The 16,286-nt window shown below is 69.0% G+C and carries 16 protein-coding genes; 14 read left to right on the top strand and 2 right to left on the bottom strand.

The window, feature by feature from the left end; genetic code table 11:
* Positions 1-161 precede the first annotated feature (161 nt).
* The 3 genes from I4U41_RS06370 to I4U41_RS06360 all read left to right on the top strand — a co-directional run bounded on the left by I4U41_RS06370 (position 162) and on the right by I4U41_RS06360 (position 2,494).
* Complete coding sequence (locus I4U41_RS06370; RefSeq protein ID WP_206860243.1) at positions 162-1,130, top strand: alpha/beta fold hydrolase; 969 nt, start codon at positions 162-164, stop codon at positions 1,128-1,130.
* On the top strand, positions 1,127-1,843 hold the full coding sequence (locus tag I4U41_RS06365; protein WP_206860242.1) for a hypothetical protein: 717 nt from the start codon (positions 1,127-1,129) through the stop codon (positions 1,841-1,843). Before I4U41_RS06370 ends, I4U41_RS06365 begins: the two co-directional genes overlap by 4 nt.
* Before the next feature lie 183 nt (positions 1,844-2,026).
* Complete coding sequence (locus I4U41_RS06360) at positions 2,027-2,494, top strand: aminoacyl-tRNA deacylase (protein ID WP_206860241.1); 468 nt, start codon at positions 2,027-2,029, stop codon at positions 2,492-2,494.
* Between the two features lie 89 nt (positions 2,495-2,583).
* Here I4U41_RS06360 and I4U41_RS06355 read toward each other — a convergent pair whose 3' ends face one another.
* Entirely contained in the window at positions 2,584-3,516 is a 933-nt protein-coding gene (locus I4U41_RS06355; protein ID WP_206860240.1) for a carbohydrate kinase family protein, read from the bottom strand.
* 298 nt (positions 3,517-3,814) lie between these two features.
* Here I4U41_RS06355 and I4U41_RS06350 point away from each other — a divergent pair, with 298 nt between their 5' ends.
* From I4U41_RS06350 to I4U41_RS06315, 8 genes are all read left to right on the top strand, one after another.
* The gene (locus I4U41_RS06350; protein ID WP_115841168.1) at positions 3,815-4,861 is read left to right on the top strand and encodes a rod shape-determining protein; all 1,047 of its coding nucleotides are present in this window, start codon (positions 3,815-3,817) and stop codon (positions 4,859-4,861) included.
* A 189-nt stretch (positions 4,862-5,050) separates the two neighbouring features.
* Positions 5,051-6,157 (top strand): rod shape-determining protein MreC, encoded by a 1,107-nt coding sequence (gene mreC / locus I4U41_RS06345; RefSeq protein WP_425492497.1) that lies wholly within the window; start codon positions 5,051-5,053, stop codon positions 6,155-6,157.
* On the top strand, positions 6,154-6,639 hold the full coding sequence (gene mreD, locus I4U41_RS06340) for a rod shape-determining protein MreD (protein WP_206860238.1): 486 nt from the start codon (positions 6,154-6,156) through the stop codon (positions 6,637-6,639). Before mreC ends, mreD begins: the two co-directional genes overlap by 4 nt.
* A 1-nt stretch (position 6,640) precedes the next feature.
* On the top strand, positions 6,641-8,698 hold the full coding sequence (gene mrdA / locus I4U41_RS06335; RefSeq protein WP_206860237.1) for a penicillin-binding protein 2: 2,058 nt from the start codon (positions 6,641-6,643) through the stop codon (positions 8,696-8,698).
* Positions 8,695-9,807: a rod shape-determining protein RodA gene (gene rodA / locus I4U41_RS06330; protein WP_206860236.1), complete on the top strand. Its 1,113-nt coding sequence runs from the start codon at positions 8,695-8,697 to the stop codon at positions 9,805-9,807. Before mrdA ends, rodA begins: the two co-directional genes overlap by 4 nt.
* A gap of 154 nt (positions 9,808-9,961) precedes the next feature.
* Positions 9,962-11,128 carry a lytic murein transglycosylase B gene (mltB, locus tag I4U41_RS06325; RefSeq protein WP_206860235.1) on the top strand — a complete coding sequence of 389 codons (1,167 nt, stop codon included), beginning with the start codon at positions 9,962-9,964 and terminating at the stop codon, positions 11,126-11,128.
* A complete protein-coding gene (locus I4U41_RS06320) occupies positions 11,128-12,339 on the top strand; it encodes a septal ring lytic transglycosylase RlpA family protein (protein WP_425492510.1) in 1,212 nt (403 codons plus the stop codon). Before mltB ends, I4U41_RS06320 begins: the two co-directional genes overlap by 1 nt.
* Positions 12,340-12,397: 58 nt before the next feature.
* Entirely contained in the window at positions 12,398-13,618 is a 1,221-nt protein-coding gene (locus tag I4U41_RS06315) for a D-alanyl-D-alanine carboxypeptidase family protein (RefSeq protein WP_206860234.1), read from the top strand.
* A 62-nt stretch (positions 13,619-13,680) separates the two neighbouring features.
* Here the strand turns inward: I4U41_RS06315 and I4U41_RS06310 are convergent, their stop codons facing one another.
* A complete protein-coding gene (locus tag I4U41_RS06310; RefSeq protein WP_206860233.1) occupies positions 13,681-13,974 on the bottom strand; it encodes a hypothetical protein in 294 nt (97 codons plus the stop codon).
* A gap of 228 nt (positions 13,975-14,202) precedes the next feature.
* Between I4U41_RS06310 and I4U41_RS06305 the strand changes: the two genes are divergently transcribed.
* From I4U41_RS06305 to lipA, 3 genes are read left to right on the top strand one after another with little or no spacing between them, the layout of a single operon-like run.
* A complete protein-coding gene (locus tag I4U41_RS06305) occupies positions 14,203-14,481 on the top strand; it encodes a DUF493 family protein (protein WP_206860232.1) in 279 nt (92 codons plus the stop codon).
* Positions 14,478-15,158: a lipoyl(octanoyl) transferase LipB gene (gene lipB / locus I4U41_RS06300; RefSeq protein ID WP_242525076.1), complete on the top strand. Its 681-nt coding sequence runs from the start codon at positions 14,478-14,480 to the stop codon at positions 15,156-15,158. Before I4U41_RS06305 ends, lipB begins: the two co-directional genes overlap by 4 nt.
* A gap of 47 nt (positions 15,159-15,205) precedes the next feature.
* Positions 15,206-16,219 (top strand): lipoyl synthase, encoded by a 1,014-nt coding sequence (gene lipA / locus I4U41_RS06295; RefSeq protein WP_206860230.1) that lies wholly within the window; start codon positions 15,206-15,208, stop codon positions 16,217-16,219.
* Positions 16,220-16,286 lie beyond the last annotated feature (67 nt).

The following is a 16,286-nucleotide window of genomic DNA, read 5'->3' as shown; positions in this document are numbered from 1 at the left end:
CTGCGCTTCTGCTCCTCCCCCTGTGTGCAGGGGGAGGTTGGGAGGGGGTAAGCGGCGCCCAAGCGCCGGGTTCCCGAGCGTGACCGCGCCGTGTACGCCACCCCTCCCCAACCCTCCCCTGCAAGCAGGGGAGGGAGTCCGCCGGGAAGGGGAGGGAACACGTGCGTTCTCGATCGCTGCGGTTCATTGCAATCATCGCCACCGCGCTGCTGCTCCTCGCAGCAGCCTCCCTCTGGCACAACCCCTACGCGCTCATCAGCGGCGACTTCACCCGCCAGCGCCTCGCCGCGGGTCTGTCGAAAGCCAGCGTGCAGATTGGCGAGGACCACTGGGTCTACGCCCACGACGACACCGCATCGGCCAACGTGCCCACCATCGTCATGCTGCACGGCTTCACCGGCAGCAAGGAAAACTGGTTTCCGGTCGCGCGCCTTCTGCGCGAACGTTACCGCGTGATCGTTCCCGACCTCCCCGGCTGGGGCGAATCGAACCGCATCGAAAACGCCGACTACGGCTTCCTCGCGCAGAGCGAACGCGTTGCGCGCTTCCTCGATGCCGTATCTCCGGAAGAACCTGTCGTACTGCTCGGCCATTCGATGGGCGGCGGCGTCGCGGCGCTCACGGCCGCGCGGCATCCCGAGCGCGTTGCACGCGTGGGGCTCGTCGACGCCGCCGGCGTCCGGTTCCACGACAACCGGTTCGGCCTGGACGTGCTCGCCGGGAAGAACCCGTTCGCCGTGTACGACGAAGCGTCGCTGCAGCGCTATCTCGACACGGTGTTCTTCGACGACGACGCCAGACCGCTGATTCCGTGGCCCGCCGACCGCATCTACATCGCGCGCCGCAAGCGCGATGCCGCGTTCGAACAGCGCGTGCTCGACCGCATCGGCCGCGGCGACGAACGTTTCCTGCCCGGCGACGAGGCCGCGCGCATCGACCAGCCCGCGCTGCTGCTATGGTGCCGCCAGGATGCGGTGATCGACGCGAGCGCGCTGGAGCTCTACGCGCAGCGCATGCCGCAGGCGCGACGCGTGCTGCTGGACGGCTGCGGACACATGTCGATCATGGAAAAACCCGAGGCGGTCGCGCGCGCCGTGATCGAGCTGATCGAACGAGGAAAACACCGATGAAACACGCTGCACCGAAGTGGTCCGCCATCGTGCTCGCAGGGGCACTGGCCGCATGCCAGCCGGCCACCGATCCGAAGGCCGAGGCGGCCGCGCAGGAACAGGCCGCGGATGAAATGGCGAAGGCGTTCGAAGCCGAATACGGCAAGCAGAACTGGGAACTCGCGCGTGCACACGGCGACGTACTGGCGGCCAAGTATCCGGCGAGCGCCGCGTTCGCCCGCATCGAAACGCGTTACAACGAGGTCAAGGACAAGGCCGCGCAGGCACGCGAACAGCGCCGGACCGCCGCCTTGTGGACCTACCAGGCCCAGCCGCTCGACGAGGGCGAACAGGTGTCGGCATCGATCTACGCGAAGGACCACGTCGACACCGACGGCAGCGGCCCGCGCCCGGTGCAGCTGATCTTCCGCGATCGACCGGACTGGGGCCGCAGCAGCTACCTCGTGCTGGAGAAGGGCGATTTCGACTGCTACGGCGGCTGCAAGGTGAAGCTGAAGGTCGACGACGCCGAGCCGAAGCGCGTGGATGCGAGCCGCCCGAAGACCGACGAAGCCATCGCGATGTTCATCGAGGACGAGAAGATGCTGTGGAAGACGGTGAAGTCCGCGAAGGTCATCGCGATCGAATTCCCGGTGAAGGCCGGCGGCACGCGCACCGCGGTGTTCGAGGTGGGCGGGCTGGATTCGTCGAAGATGCCGTCGAAATGGAACTGATGCGCGGACATCCCTGAACGTCCGGCGCCTGCACGCAGCCTTACGCATTGCCTTCGTAAGCTCCGCACCGATGCCGGCGTTCGCCGTGCATCGGGCGGCACGCACACGGAAGGCGCGCCGGTTCGCCAGCCACGCGGTCGCGAACGGAACGCCGGCGGCGTGGCCCATCGGGTGGAGGACGCCATGCTCTCCCCACGTCTGCACAACCTGCTCGACCAGGGCCAGGCGCCCTACACGACGCTCACGCACCCGCGCACGGTGACGGCGCACGAAACCGCATCGGCGGTGCGCGTGGAGCCCAACCACTTCGCCAAGACGGTGATGATCAAGGCCGACGGCCGGCTCGCGATGGTGGTGATGCCGTCGACGTATCGCGCCGATCTGTATCGGCTGTCATTGGCGCTCGGCGGCGTGCCGGTGGAACTGGCGGAAGAGACCGAATTCCGCGACGCCTTCCCCGACTGCGAACCGGGCGCGATGCCGCCGTTCGGCCATCTGTACGGCATGCCGGTCTACATCGACTCGCGCCTGGCGCACCAGGAGGAAATCGCGTTCAACGCCGGCAATCACACCGAAGTGGTGCGCATGCCGTATGCGGAGTTCGAGCGGCTCGCGGCGCCGGAGATGCTCTGGTTGGCGCACATGATGTAGAGCCGTGATTGGTGATTCGGGATTCGTGATTCGAAGAGCGAAAACACGGCGCTCCCCGAATCACGAATCACCATTCACGAATCACGGCTTCACAGCGCGTAACCGAACTGCTGCTTGAACTGCTCGTTGAACTCGTCGAAATCGAAGCGCTGGTTCTGCGTGCCGGGATGTTCGACCTTCAGCGCGCCCATCAGGTTGCCCATGCGGCCGATGGTCAGCCAGTCGTAGCCCTTCTCGATGCCGAAGATCAGGCCGGCGCGGAACGCATCGCCGCAACCGGTCGGATCGGTCACGCGACGCTCGTGCGCGGGCGGGACGTCGATGGTCTTTTCCGGCGTGTGGATCTGCGAACCGTGCGGACCGCGCGTGGTGATGTACGCCTTCACGCGCTTGACGATGTCGTTCTCGCTCCAGCCGGTGCGTTCCTGCAGCAGGTTGGACTCGTAGTCGTTGACGGTGACGTAGTCGGCCAGCTCGATGAAGTTGCGCAGTTCCTCGCCGTTGAACAGCGGCATGGCCTGGCCCGGATCGAAGATGAAGGGGATGCCCGTGTCGGCGAATTCCTGCGCGTTCTGCAGCATGCCTTCGCGGCCGTCGGGGCTGACGATGCCGAACGTCACGCCCGCAACGTCGCGCACGTGGTTCTCGTACGAACGCATCATCGCGCCCGGATGGAACGCGGTGATCTGGTTGTTGTCGTGGTCGGTGGTGATGAAGGCCTGCGGCGTGAAGAGCTCTTCGATCTCCTTCACCTGCGACAGGTTGATGCCGCACTGTTCGAAATGCTCGCGGTACGGCGCGAAATCCTGGCCGACGGTGGCCATCGGGATCGGGTCGCCGCCCAGCAGCTTGAGGTTGTAGGCGATGTTGCCGGCGCAGCCGCCGAACTCGCGGCGCATCCGCGGCACCAGGAAGGACACATTCAGGATGTGCACCTTGTCGGGCAGGATGTGGTTCTTGAACTGGTCGGGGAACACCATGATGGTGTCGTAGGCCAGCGAGCCGCAGATCAGTGCAGACATCGAAATTCCCAGGGTCGAGGGCCGTCCGCGGCGCGGTTCCGGCGTGGTGCGTGAGGTCACGGAGCGACGGCCAGGTGCCGCGCGGGCGCTAGGGTAGCGGCTGGGGGCGCCGGCGGCCAGCCGCCGGGGAGCTGAACCGTTCCGGCGGCTCGGGATAGGACGCTTCCGAAACGTGACCTTCGATGGCACGAAGTGCCCGGAATTGCAGGTTTTTTCCTTGTGCCGCAAGGGGGCGGTTGCTAGGCTAGCGAACCCCTCACGCGCCTCTCACGCCCACCTTTCCGACGGCCGATCCTCGATGTTCAAGAAGTTCCGCGGCATGTTTTCCAACGACCTGTCCATCGACCTGGGCACGGCGAACACCCTCATCTACGTCCGCGGCCAGGGGATCGTCCTGAACGAGCCGTCGGTCGTGGCCGTCCGCCAGGACCGCCTGATCGGCGGCAACCGCACGGTGGCGGCGGTCGGCAGCGAGGCCAAGATGATGCTCGGGCGCACCCCGGGCCACATCACGACCATCCGGCCGATGAAGGACGGCGTCATCGCCGACTTCACCTACACCGAGGAAATGCTCAAGCACTTCATCCGCAAGGTGCACAAGAGCCGTTTCCTGCGCCCGAGCCCGCGCGTGCTGGTCTGCGTGCCGTGCGGCTCGACCCAGGTGGAGCGCCGCGCGATCAAGGAATCGGCCGAGGAGGCCGGCGCCCGCGAGGTCTACCTGATCGAGGAACCCATGGCCGCCGCCATCGGCGCCGGCATGCCGGTGACCGAAGCCCGCGGCTCGATGGTGGTGGACATCGGCGGCGGCACCACGGAAGTGGCGGTCATCGCGCTCAACGGCATCGTCTATTCGGCGTCGGTCCGCATCGGCGGCGACCGCTTCGACGAGTCGATCATCAGCTACGTCCGCCGCACCTACGGCACGCTGATCGGCGAAGCCACGGCCGAGCGCATCAAGCTCGAGATCGGCTGCGCCTACCCGCAGCAGAAGGCGGCGACGGTCGAAGTCTCCGGCCGCAACCTCGCCGAGGGCGTGCCGAAGATGATCACCATCAACTCCAACGAGGTGCTGGAAGCCCTGCGCGAGCCGCTGGCCGGCATCGTCTCGGCGATCAAGCTGGCGCTGGAGCAGACCCCGCCGGAACTGTGCGCCGACGTCGCCGAGCGCGGCATCGTCCTGACCGGCGGCGGCGCGCTGCTGCGCGACCTGGACCGCCTGATCAGCGAGGAAACCGGCCTGCACGTGCAGGTCGCCGACGACCCGCTGACCTGCGTCGCCCGCGGCGGCGGCCGCGCGCTGGAGCTGGTCGACATGCACGGCAACGAGTTCTTCGCGCCGGAATGATCGAAACCGGGCGCCGGAACGGGGTATTCGCAAGCCCCGAGCCGACACGTCCCGGCATGAACCTGCATCGCGGCCGGCCGAGGGGGATTCCCGCCCGGCCGCGAATGTCGAAGTCCCACACCTGATCCGCCTCTTCCGGCCCCGATGCCCACTTACGCCGGCCCTCCCACCTCCGCACGCTCCGGTGACGTGGCCGGCACGCTCAAGCTGCTGGCGTACCTCGCGCTGGCGGTGGTGCTGATCGTGCTCGACCATCGTGGCGGCTGGCTCGCGCAGGCGCGCCGGCAGGTGACGCTGATGGTGCAGCCGCTGTGGATGGTCGCCGGCTGGCCGGGGCAGGTGGTCGATCGCGTCCGCGAGGATGCCGGCACGCTCGCGCAGCTCACCGCCGAGAACCGACGCCTTCGCAACGAGGCGATGCTCAACCAGGCGCGGATGGCGCGCCTCGCCACGCTCGCGGCGGACAATGCCCGCCTGCGCGGCCTGCTCGACGCCGCCCAGACCGGCAACCTCGACGTGGTGCTGGCGCCGGTGCTCGACATCGACCTGGACCCGGCGCGGCAGCGCCTCGTCCTCAACGCCGGCACGCGCGAGCGCGTGCAGGTCGGGCAGAACGTGATCGACGCCAACGGCCTGCTCGGGCAGGTCATCGCCGTGACGCCGATGTACGCCAACGTGCTGCTGCTGACCGATCCCTCGCACGCCGTGCCGGTGGCGGTCGCACGCAACGGGGTGCGGCTGGTCGTGTACGGCGAGGGCCGCAGCGACAAGCTGCGCCTGACGAGCGTGCCGCTGTCCAGCGACGTGAAGGTCGGCGACGTGCTGGTCACCTCCGGCCTGGGCGGCCGGTTCGCGCCGGGTTTCCCGGTCGGCAAGATCGCCTCGCTCAAGCCCGACGACAGCCGCGCCTTCCTCGTCGGCGAAGTCACGCCGGCGGCGCAGCTCGATCGTGGTCGCGAAGTGCTGGTGCTGCTGTCGATGCCCAATCCGTTGCCGGGCGCGACCGCGTTCACGCCGGCCGATCCGGCGGGGACCGGCCCGATGCCCGCTGCGGGCACGCAGGGTGCGACGCCCGGCGCCACAACGGCTGCGCCGCAGGGCGCCGTTCCGGCGGGAACGACGCAGCCGGCCAACACGGGCGCTTCCGCCCCTCCGAACACGGCGAACCCCGCGCCCGCGAACGATCCCGCGACGCGTCCGGCCGCCCCGCAGGCGCCCGCCACGCGCACGCCTGCGCCCACGCCGCCGGCGAATGCCCCGGCGACGCCCACCCCGCCTCCGGAGCCCCGCCGATGACCCGCGCCCGTCCGCAATGGGTGTTGCCGGTCAGCCTGCTGGTCGCGCTCCTGCTCATGCTGATGCCGCTGCCGCCGGCGGTGCAGCCGCTGCGTCCGTACTGGCTGGCGCTGGTGCTGGCGTACTGGGTGATCGAGAACCCCGACCACGTCGGCCTCGGCGTCGCCTTCATCATCGGCCTGCTTGGCGACCTGGTCACCGGCAGCCTGTTCGGCGAACAGGCGCTGCGGCTGGTGGTGATGGCCTACATCCTGCAGCGCTTCCGCGCGCGGCTGCGCTTCTTCCCGATGTCGCAGCAGGCGCTGGCGATCGGCGGCCTGCTGCTGAACGACTGCATCGTCACCGCCGCGATCCACATCGCCGTCGGCAGCCAGCCGCTGCATCCGCTGCGGTGGCTTTCGCCGGTGACCGGCATGGTGCTGTGGCCGCTGGCCTACGTCGCGCTGGACTCGCTGCGCCACGGCCGGTGGAGGGCGCGCTGAGATGGGCCCGCGCCGCCGAGTCCTGAAGAACAGCGCAGCCGAAGCCAACCAGTTCCGACTGCGCTCCGCGATCGCCTTCCTGTGCGTGCTGGTGGCGATCCTGGGCCTGGGGTTCTGGTACTTCCGCCTGCAGGTCTGGCAGCACGACGACTACGCCACGCGCTCGGAAGCCAACCGTGTCAAGCTGCGTCCGGTGGTGCCCGGGCGCGGGCTGATCCTGGATCGCAAGGGCCGCGTGCTGGCCGACAACGTGCCGGCCTACCGCATCGAGGTGACGCCCTTCGAAGCCGGCAAGTCCGGCGACTGGCTGCCGTCGCTGGCGAAGATCATCGCGCTGACGCCCGAGGACATCGCCCGCTTCGAGGACGAACGCCGCGCCACCCGCGGCTACAAGCCGATCACCCTGAAGCTGCGCGTCACCGAGGAGGAGGCCGCGCGGTTCGCGGTCGATCGCTGGCGCTATCCGGGCGTGGACCTCGTCCCGTACCTCAATCGCCGCTACCCCTATGGCGAACTGCTGTCGCATGTCATCGGCTACGTGGGCCGCATCGACGCCGACGACCTGAAGGAACTCGGCGAGGGCGGAGCGGCGCTGACCCACATCGGCAAGACCGGGCTGGAGCGCTATTACGAGGAGGCGCTGCGCGGAAAGGTCGGTTACGAGCAGATCGAAACCAACGTCGACGGCCGCCCGATGCGCCAGGTCGGCCACGTGCCGGCCACGCCGGGCGCCGACCTGCGCCTGAGCATCGACCTCGACCTGCAGCAGGCGATGGTGACCGCGTTCGGCGACATGGACGGTTCGGCCATCGCGATGGACCCGCGCACCGGCGAGATCCTCGGCATGGTCAGCCTGCCGGGCTACGACACGAACCTGTTCGTCAACGGCATCTCGAACGTCGATTACCGCGCGCTGATGGACAACCCGTCGCGCCCGCTGTTCAACCGCAACGTGCTCGGCGGCGGCCCGCCGGGGTCGACGGTGAAGCCGCTGATCGCGCTGGCCGGCCTCGACAGCGGCCTGCGCCGGCCCGAGGACGCGGTGTTCTCCACCGGTACGTTCTACATCCCCGGCCAGCGCCGCGGCTGGCGCGACGCGCACGGCGGCGCGGGCTGGACCGACCTGCGCAAGTCGATCGCCGCGTCGGTGAACTACTACTACTACAAGCTCGCCTACGACATGGGCATCGAGCGCTTCGACGAATACATGCGCAGGTATGGATTCGGCGAACGCACCGGCATCGACCTGGCCGGCGAGAACAAGGGCGTGGTGCCGTCGCCCGAATGGAAGCGCACGCGCAGCAAGGAGCCGTGGTACGCGGGCGAGACGGTCAACGCCGGCATCGGCCAGGGCTACTGGATCGCCACCACGCTGCAGCTGGTGCGCGGGACGGCGGCGATCGCGAACGGCGGGCGCCTCGTGCGCCCGCACCTCGTCGCGGAACGCCGCAACGGTTACGACACGCCGTGGGTGCCGCTGCCGCAGCCGACGCCGCCGCTCATCACTGACAAGCCCGACAACCTGCGCGCGGTGCAGGAAGGGATGATGGCGACGATGGGGCCGGGCGGCACCGGCCGCGCCATGGCCGTCGGCGCGCCGTACCTGATGGCGGGCAAGACCGGCACCGCGCAGAAGATCAGTCGCAAGGGCAGCCAGAGTTTCGATCCGCACTCGCTGCCGTACCACCTGCGTCACCAGGCGCTGTTCGTCGGCTATGCGCCGGCCGACAACCCGACGATCGTGGTGGCCATTTCGGTCGAACACGGCGGCTTCGGCGGCAGCACCGCGGCGCCGATCGCGCGCAAGATCTTCGACGCATGGTTGCTGGGCAAGATGCCCGAACCGGTGCCGACCGATCCGAAGTACACGCGTCCGGCGCAACCGCATGCGGCGCCGGTCGTGGCCGCCGCCGCGACGCAGGGCGCGCCGGTGGCGCCGATCCTGCCGACGCCGCGCGCCGTCGTCGCAACTCCGCCTGCCGCGAGCGGAACGACGCAAGCGCAGCCGCAACCGTCGCAGCCGCAGACGCAGACCCCGCCCCAGGAGCCCACCCGATGAGGCAGATCCTGCGCTGGCTGTTCGACCTGCTGGTGCGCTTCGCGCGCACGCTCGACCTGCCGCTGCTGGGCGCGCTGCTCGCGCTGATGGGAATCGGCCTGGCCGTGCTCTACAGCGCCGCCGATCATTCCGTCGGTCTGGTAGTGCGCCAGGGCGCATTCTTCGTCGCCGGGCTGGGCGTGATGTGGGCGCTGTCGCGCGTGCCGCCGAACCAACTGCGCAACTGGACCCCGATCGTGTTCGGCGCCTCGCTGCTGCCGCTGCTGCTGGTGTTGCTGATCGGCACCGGCAAGCACGGCCGCCACTGGATCAACCTCGGCGTGGTCTACGTGCAGCCGGCGGAACTGCTCAAGCTGAGCCTGCCGATGATGGTCGCCTGGTACCTCGACCGCCAGGCGCTGCCGCCGCGTTTCCGCACCGTGCTGATGGCGGGCCTGCTGATCGCCGCGCCGACCGGGCTGATCCTGCTGCAACCGGACTTCGGCACCGCGATGCTGGTGGCGATGAGCGGCGCCTTCGCCCTGTATCTGGCCGGCCTGCCGTGGTGGTGGTTCGGCATGGCGTTCGGCGCGGTCGCGGCGGTCGCGCCCGTCGCGTGGTTCTGGCTGCTGCGGCCGTACCAGAAGGACCGCATCCTCACCTTCCTCAACCCCGAATCCGACCCGCTCGGCACCGGTTGGAACATCATCCAGTCGAAGATCGCCATCGGCGCCGGCGGCCTCACCGGCAAGGGCTGGGGGCAGGGCTCGCAGTCGCACCTGAACTACCTGCCTGAACACACCACCGACTTCATCTTCGCCGTGCTGAGCGAGGAATTCGGCTGGATGGGCGTGGCCACCGTTCTGGCGCTGTACCTGTTCGTGATCGGCCGCTGCCTGTGGATCGCCTCCGAGGCGCGCGACGGCTATTCGCGCCTGATCGCCGGCGCGCTCGGCCTGGCGTTCTGCGTGTACGTGATCGTCAACGGCGGAATGATCTCCGGCCTGCTGCCGGTGGTCGGCGTGCCGATGCCGTTGCTGAGCTACGGCGGTACCTCGGCCGTGTCGCTGCTGGCCGGGTTGGGCGTGGTGATGGCGGTGCGGGCGCATCGGCCGATCTACGCGCGCTGATGCGCTTCGCTGATCCTTTTTCCTGCACGAGCGCGGCGACGCGATACGCACCTGGAGCGCGTATCGAAGCGGGCTCGAGCGAACCTGACTGATGCCCCCCGCGCGCGTGAACACGCGGTTTTTGCCTCGCGGAACGCGTGCTACCCTCCCGGCGATGACCCGACGCCACTTCACCCGTAGCGCCGCGATCAGCGCGCTTGTTGCCGCGTTGGCCGGTTGCGCCACCCAGGCCCAGGCGCCCGCGCCGCAGACCCCCGCCGCCTCCGCTCCCGCCGCCGCCGCGAAGCCGCGCCCCGTGCCGGGCACGCCGGCCTTGCCGGAGCCCGTCGTGCAGCAGCCGATCGACATCGCGCGCGCCGCGTTCGTGCGCGAGACCGCCGCGCAGTACGGCATCGATCCGGCGTACATCGAATCGGTGCTCGCCCAGGCCGAGATCCGCGACAGCATCATCGCCGCGATGTCGAAGCCGGCCGAGGCCAAGCCATGGCGCGATTACCGGCCAATCTTCATCACCCGGTCGCGCATCGACGGCGGTCGCGCGTTCCTCGCCGAGCATCGCGACGAACTCATGCGCGCTGAAGCCAAATTCGGCGTTCCGGCCGAAGTGATCGTCTCGATCATCGGCGTGGAAACCAATTACGGCCGCAACACCGGTTCGTACCCGGTGCTCGATGCGCTCTACACGCTCGCTTTCGCCTATCCGCGCAGCGGCGATCCGGCCAGGCTCGATCGCGAGAACCGCCGCGAGGCCTTCTTCCGTGGCGAGCTGGCGCAGCTGTTCGCGCTGGGCAAGGAAACCGGGCTGGACATCACCACGCTCAAGGGCAGCTACGCCGGTGCGATGGGCTGGGGCCAGTTCATGCCGTCCAGCTACCGCGAGTTCGCCGTGGACGGCGACGGCGACGGCAAGCGCGATCTGTTCAACAACCTCGACGACGTGTTCGCCTCCATCGCCAACTATTTCGTGAAGAAGGGCGGCTGGGAGCGCGGCGGTCCGGTCACGGTGCGTGCCAACGCCGCCGCGAACGCGCAGCCGATCGAGCCGGAAAGCCTGGACCCGCTATACACGATGGACGAGCTGGCGCAGCGCGGTTTCCGTCCGCTCACGCCGGTGACGCCGGCCGCGCAGCACGCCACGGTGGTGATGCTCGACGGCAGCAGCGGGCCGGAGTACTGGTTCGGCTTCCGCAACTTCTACGCGATCACCCGCTACAACATCTCCAAGCATTACGCGATGGCGGTGTACCTGCTGGGCGAGGCGATCGCCGGTCGAAGCGACGCGGACGTCGCCGCCGTTCCGAACGGGCAGCCGTCGGCATGATGCGCCCGGCCGCCCTGCGCACCGTGGTCGCCCGGACGCTCCTGGCGGTCGCGGTGCTCACCCTCGCGGCGTGCGCGAGTTCGCCGAAGAAGTCCGGCTCCGAGTCGGTCGCGATGCCCGATCGCGGCGGCGTGCACCACGCGCCGTTGCCCGGCGGCAAGAAGAAATCCCCGTACGCGCCGGCGAAGGAAGATCCCAGCACGCGCGGCCACTACACCGCCGGCGGCCTGTACAAGCCGGGCGTGAAGGACAGCACGCCGGATTACATCCCCGATGTGGACGCCATCCCCGAGCCGGACGTCACCAACGAACCGCGTTCGCCGGTGGGGAACCGGCCCAAGTACGTCGTGCTCGGCAAGACCTACAAGGTGCTGGACACGCCGAAGGGCTATGTCGAGCGCGGAACGGCGTCGTACTACGGGCAGAAATTCCACGGCCGCCGCACGTCGAACCTGGAGGTGTACGACATGTACGCCTTCACCGCCGCGCACAAGACGCTGCCACTGCCGAGCTTCGCGCGCGTGACCAACCTCGACAACGGCAAGTCTGTGGTGGTGCGCGTCAACGATCGCGGGCCGTTCCATGACGGACGCCTGATCGACCTCAGCTACGCGGCGGCGGTGAAGCTCGGCATCACCCAGCGCGGCACCGGCAAGGTGGAAGTGCGCGCGCTGATGCCGGGGGACGAGGAACGCGTCTACGCGTCCGCGCCTTCGCCGGCGCCCGCGGCGAAGACGCCCGAGCCCGCTTCGCCCGCCCCGGCGCCGGCGCCGGTGAAACCGCCAAGCGCGATGGACCGGCTGGTCGCGGCGATCCCGGTCTCGGCCGCGAACGCCGCGGAGCTCCCGCCCGGCGTGCGCATCGCCACCGGCAAACCGACCCCCATCGCGAGCCAGGCCGGCAAGTTCGCCCAGGCCGTCGCGGCGGCGAAGGCCGCGCCGCCGCCGGCGATTCCCGCACCGGCAATCGACCTCGGCGGGGACAACGTCGTCTTCCAGGTCGCCAGCTTCACCGCCCGTGCCAACGCCGATCGCGCCCTGGGCCGCCTGCGCGCGGCCGGCATCGATACGGCCCAGATCAGCGACGCCAGCGCCAACGGCCAGACCGTGTGGCGGTTGCGCGTCGGTCCGCTGCAGGCCGCGCAGGCCACGGAACTTGCGCAGCGCATCGCGGGTCTGGGATTCGGGCAGCCGCAGCGCGTCCGCGACTAGAATTCTTCTCACTCATCGTCAACCGCCGGTCCGCGCCGGCGCCGGAGCCGTCCAGAAAATGAAAGTCCCCGCTCTCGCCAGAGCCGCCGTACTGGCCGCCGCCACGACCCTCGTGGCCGGCCTCGCCCTCGCCCAGACCACGCCGACCCCGACGCCGCGCACGCAGCTGCCGGCCGCCAGCGAGTCGCTCCCGGTCCCGCCGCCGCCGAAGATCGTCGGCACCGCGTGGGTGCTGATGGACGCCGCCAGCGGCAACGTCCTGGCCGGCGAGAACTACGACCAGCGCCTGGAGCCGGCGAGCATCACCAAGGTGATGACCAGCTACGTCATCGCCGCCGAGATGGCGGCCGGCAAGGTCAAGCCCGACGACCAGGTGATGATGACCGAGAACGCCTGGCGCGTCGGCGGCGCCGGCACCGACGGCAGCTACTCCGGCTTCGAGGTCAACAAGACCGCGCCGCTGCTGGAGATGGAAAAGGGCATGGTCGTGCAGTCGGGCAACGACGCCGCCATCGCGCTGGCCGAACACGTCGCCGGCAGCACCGATGCCTTCGCCGCGCTGATGAACCAGTACGCCCAGCGCATCGGCCTGAAGAACACCCATTGGGTGAACCCGACCGGCCTGTCCGCGCCGGAGCATTACTCCACCGCGCACGACCTGGCGCTGCTCGGCCGCGCGCTGGTGCACGACTACCCGGTCGCGTACTCGTACAACAAGATCAAGGAATACACGGTCGGCCCGATCACCCAGCCGAACCGCAACCTGCTGTTGTGGCGCGACTCCACCGTCGACGGCATCAAGACCGGTCACCATTCCGGCGCCGGCTACTGCCTGATGGCCTCGGCCAAGCGCGGCGACCAGCGCCTGATCTCGGTCGTGATGGGTTCCACCAGCGAGAACCAGCGCGCGGTCGATTCGCAGGCGCTGCTCAACTGGGGCTTCCGCTTCTTCGAGACGCACAAGCTCTACGACGTCGGCAAGGCCGTGGCGAAGCAGAAGGTGTGGAAGGGCGCGGCCGACGAAGTGCAGCTCGGCGTTGCCGAACCGCTGCTGGTGACGGTGCAGCGCGGCAAGTACGACCAGCTCAAGCCGATGATGGACGTGCCCAAGCAACTCGTCGCGCCGATCGCCAAAGGCCAGAAGATCGGCACGGTGAAGGTGATGCTGGACGGCAAGGTCGTTTCGCAGCGCCCGCTGGTCGCGTTGAACGCGGTGGAGGAGGGCGGCTTCTTCAAGCGCCTGTGGGACGAGTTCTGGATGTGGTGGGAGTCGGACTGAGGTCCGCGTTCCGCATCGATCCCGAGGAAGGCCGGCGCAAGCCGGCCTTCCTGCTTCCGGCGTCAGTACAGCAGCGCGGCCATCATCGGCCAGGGCAGGCAGGCGTAGCTGCACATGCACGCCAACGCGCGTTTCTCGCGGCCCTGCCGGAGCATGCGCATCGCGACCAGGTACGTCGCCAGCCCGAGTGCGCACAGCAGCAGGACGAAGGGCGCGGCGATCGACAGCGCATCGCCGGTGCCGGTGTCGCCGTAGCCGGCGATCATCAGCGCGAGGATCAGCATCAGCGCGGCCATCGACGCGGTGTAGACGACCAGCAACAGCACCAGGGAGCGATGCGATAACGGCTTGGGCATGGTGGCGGTGGATGGCGTGGAACCGGGCGCGAAGTCTGTTCGCCGCGCGTTCGCGGTCGAATAGGACGAATCCGAAAGCGGGGCGGCTCTAAAGCTTCTCCGGGAGAGGGGTTGGGGTGGGGCCGCGGCATGCGGCCACGCTCACGCCTGCGAGGACGCGATTGGCCTGAGCGGGTGGGAGCCGGTCCCCGCCTTGGGTTTGCCCCGGCCCGGACCCATAATTCCGCCATGGAAATCAAATCCGACAACCCCGAGCACGGCTTCCAGTTCCCGGGCACGTTCGAGCTGAGCGCCATGGGCGCTGCCGAGAAGGATCTGGAAACGGCGCTGCCGACGCTGCTGCTCGACGCGGGCATCGAAGTGGTCCAGGAAACCGTCAACTGGAAGCTCTCCAGCAACGGCCGCTTCGTCTCGGTTCGGATCACCTTCCGCGCGCGTAGCCGCGAGGAATACGACAAGGCGCACCAGGTGCTGCGCGACCACCCGGAAGTGAAGTGGACGCTCTGAGCGAGCCCGTCATCGCGCAGGAACCGCTTCGCGCAGCGCCACCGGCGCAGCTGCGCGACCTCGGCCGCCGCGCCTATGAACCGGTCTGGCACGCGATGCAGGCCTTCACCGACGCGCGTACCGCCGACACGCCCGACGAGCTGTGGCTGGTCGAGCACGACCCGGTGTTCACCCTCGGCCAGGCCGGCCAGGCCGAACACGTGCTGTTCCCCGGCGACATCCCGGTGATCCACGTCGATCGCGGCGGCCAGGTGACCTATCACGGGCCCGGCCAGATCGTGCTGTACCCGCTGCTCGACCTGAAGCGCCTGAAGATCGGCGTCAAGGAATACGTGCACCGCATCGAGCAGGCGATGATCGACACCCTGGGCGACTGGAACCTCCACGCCGAGCGCCGCGAGGGCGCGCCCGGCGTGTACGTGAATGGGGCGAAGATCGGCGCGCTCGGCATCCGCGTGCGTCGCGGCTGCACCTTCCACGGGCTGGCGTTCAACATCGCCATGGACCTGGAGCCGTTCCGGCGCATCAACCCCTGCGGCTACCAGGGGCTGCAGGTGACCTCGATGCTAGACTTGGGCGGCCCGTCCGGGCTGGAGCCGGTCAAGCCGGTGCTGATCGGGCACGTCGCCCGTCAGTTCGGCCTGACCGTCGAAACGGCCCCGCCGCCGACGTTCTGACCTTCCCCGGCGCCGTCTTTTCGCCGATCCAGAGATTCCCCCACGCCATGTCCGAGACCGCCCCCAAGACCATCCCGCTTTCGGTCGTGAGCGGCGACGCCGCGCCGTCGTTGCAGCCGGGCGTGAAGCAGATCGCCGGCGACAAGATCGCCCGATCGCCGGTGCAGTTCGCCGACGCGCCGGTGCTGCGCAAGCCGTCGTGGATCCGCGTGCGCATTCCGTCGGGCAACTCGGTGCAGCAGCTCAAGTCGAAGCTGCGCGAGAACCGCCTGGTCACGGTGTGCGAGGAAGCCAGCTGCCCGAACATCCACGAGTGCTTCAGCCACGGCACCGCGACCTTCATGATCCTCGGCGAGGTGTGCACCCGCCGCTGCAGCTTCTGCGACGTCGCCCACGGCCGGCCGAAGCCGCCGGATCCGTCCGAGCCCCTGAGCCTGGCGACCACCGTCGCCGACATGGGCCTGAAGTACGTGGTCGTCACCAGCGTCGACCGCGACGACCTGCGCGACGGCGGCGCCCAGCATTTCGTCGACTGCATCGCAGCGATCCGCGAGCACAGCCCGCGCACGCGCATCGAGGTCCTCACGCCGGACTTCCGCGGCAAGGGCCGCATGGAGCGCGCGCTGGAGATCCTCGCCACCAATCCGCCCGACGTGTTCAACCACAACGTCGAGACCGTGCCGGACCTGTACCGCAACGTCCGCCCCGGCGCCGACTACCAGTGGTCGCTGACGCTGCTGAAGAAGTTCAAGGCGCAGCATCCGGACGTCGCCACCAAGAGCGGCATCATGCTCGGCCTGGGCGAGACGATGGAGCAGGTGCAGGCCACGCTGCGCGACCTGCGCGACCACGACGTGGACATGATCACCATCGGCCAGTACCTCCAGCCCAGCGCGCACCACCATCCGGTGCTGCGTTACTGGACGCCGGAGGAGTTCAAGGCGCTGGAGGACTACGGCTACGCGCTGGGCTTCACCCACGTCGCCTCCGGCCCGCTGGTCCGCTCGTCCTACCACGCCGACCGTTCGGCGATCGAAGCCGGCGTCGTCGCGGCCGGCTGAGCCCGTCTACCGCTCACATCTCATTGATCGGCAAAGGCCGACGCTAACCCCTGCCTGACCGCCGACC

This window comes from Lysobacter changpingensis (assembly GCF_017308985.1).
GTDB lineage: Bacteria > Pseudomonadota > Gammaproteobacteria > Xanthomonadales > Xanthomonadaceae > Lysobacter_J > Lysobacter_J changpingensis.
The sequence above is the reverse complement of the archived record's forward strand: the minus strand, read 5'-3'. Positions and strand labels throughout refer to the sequence as shown.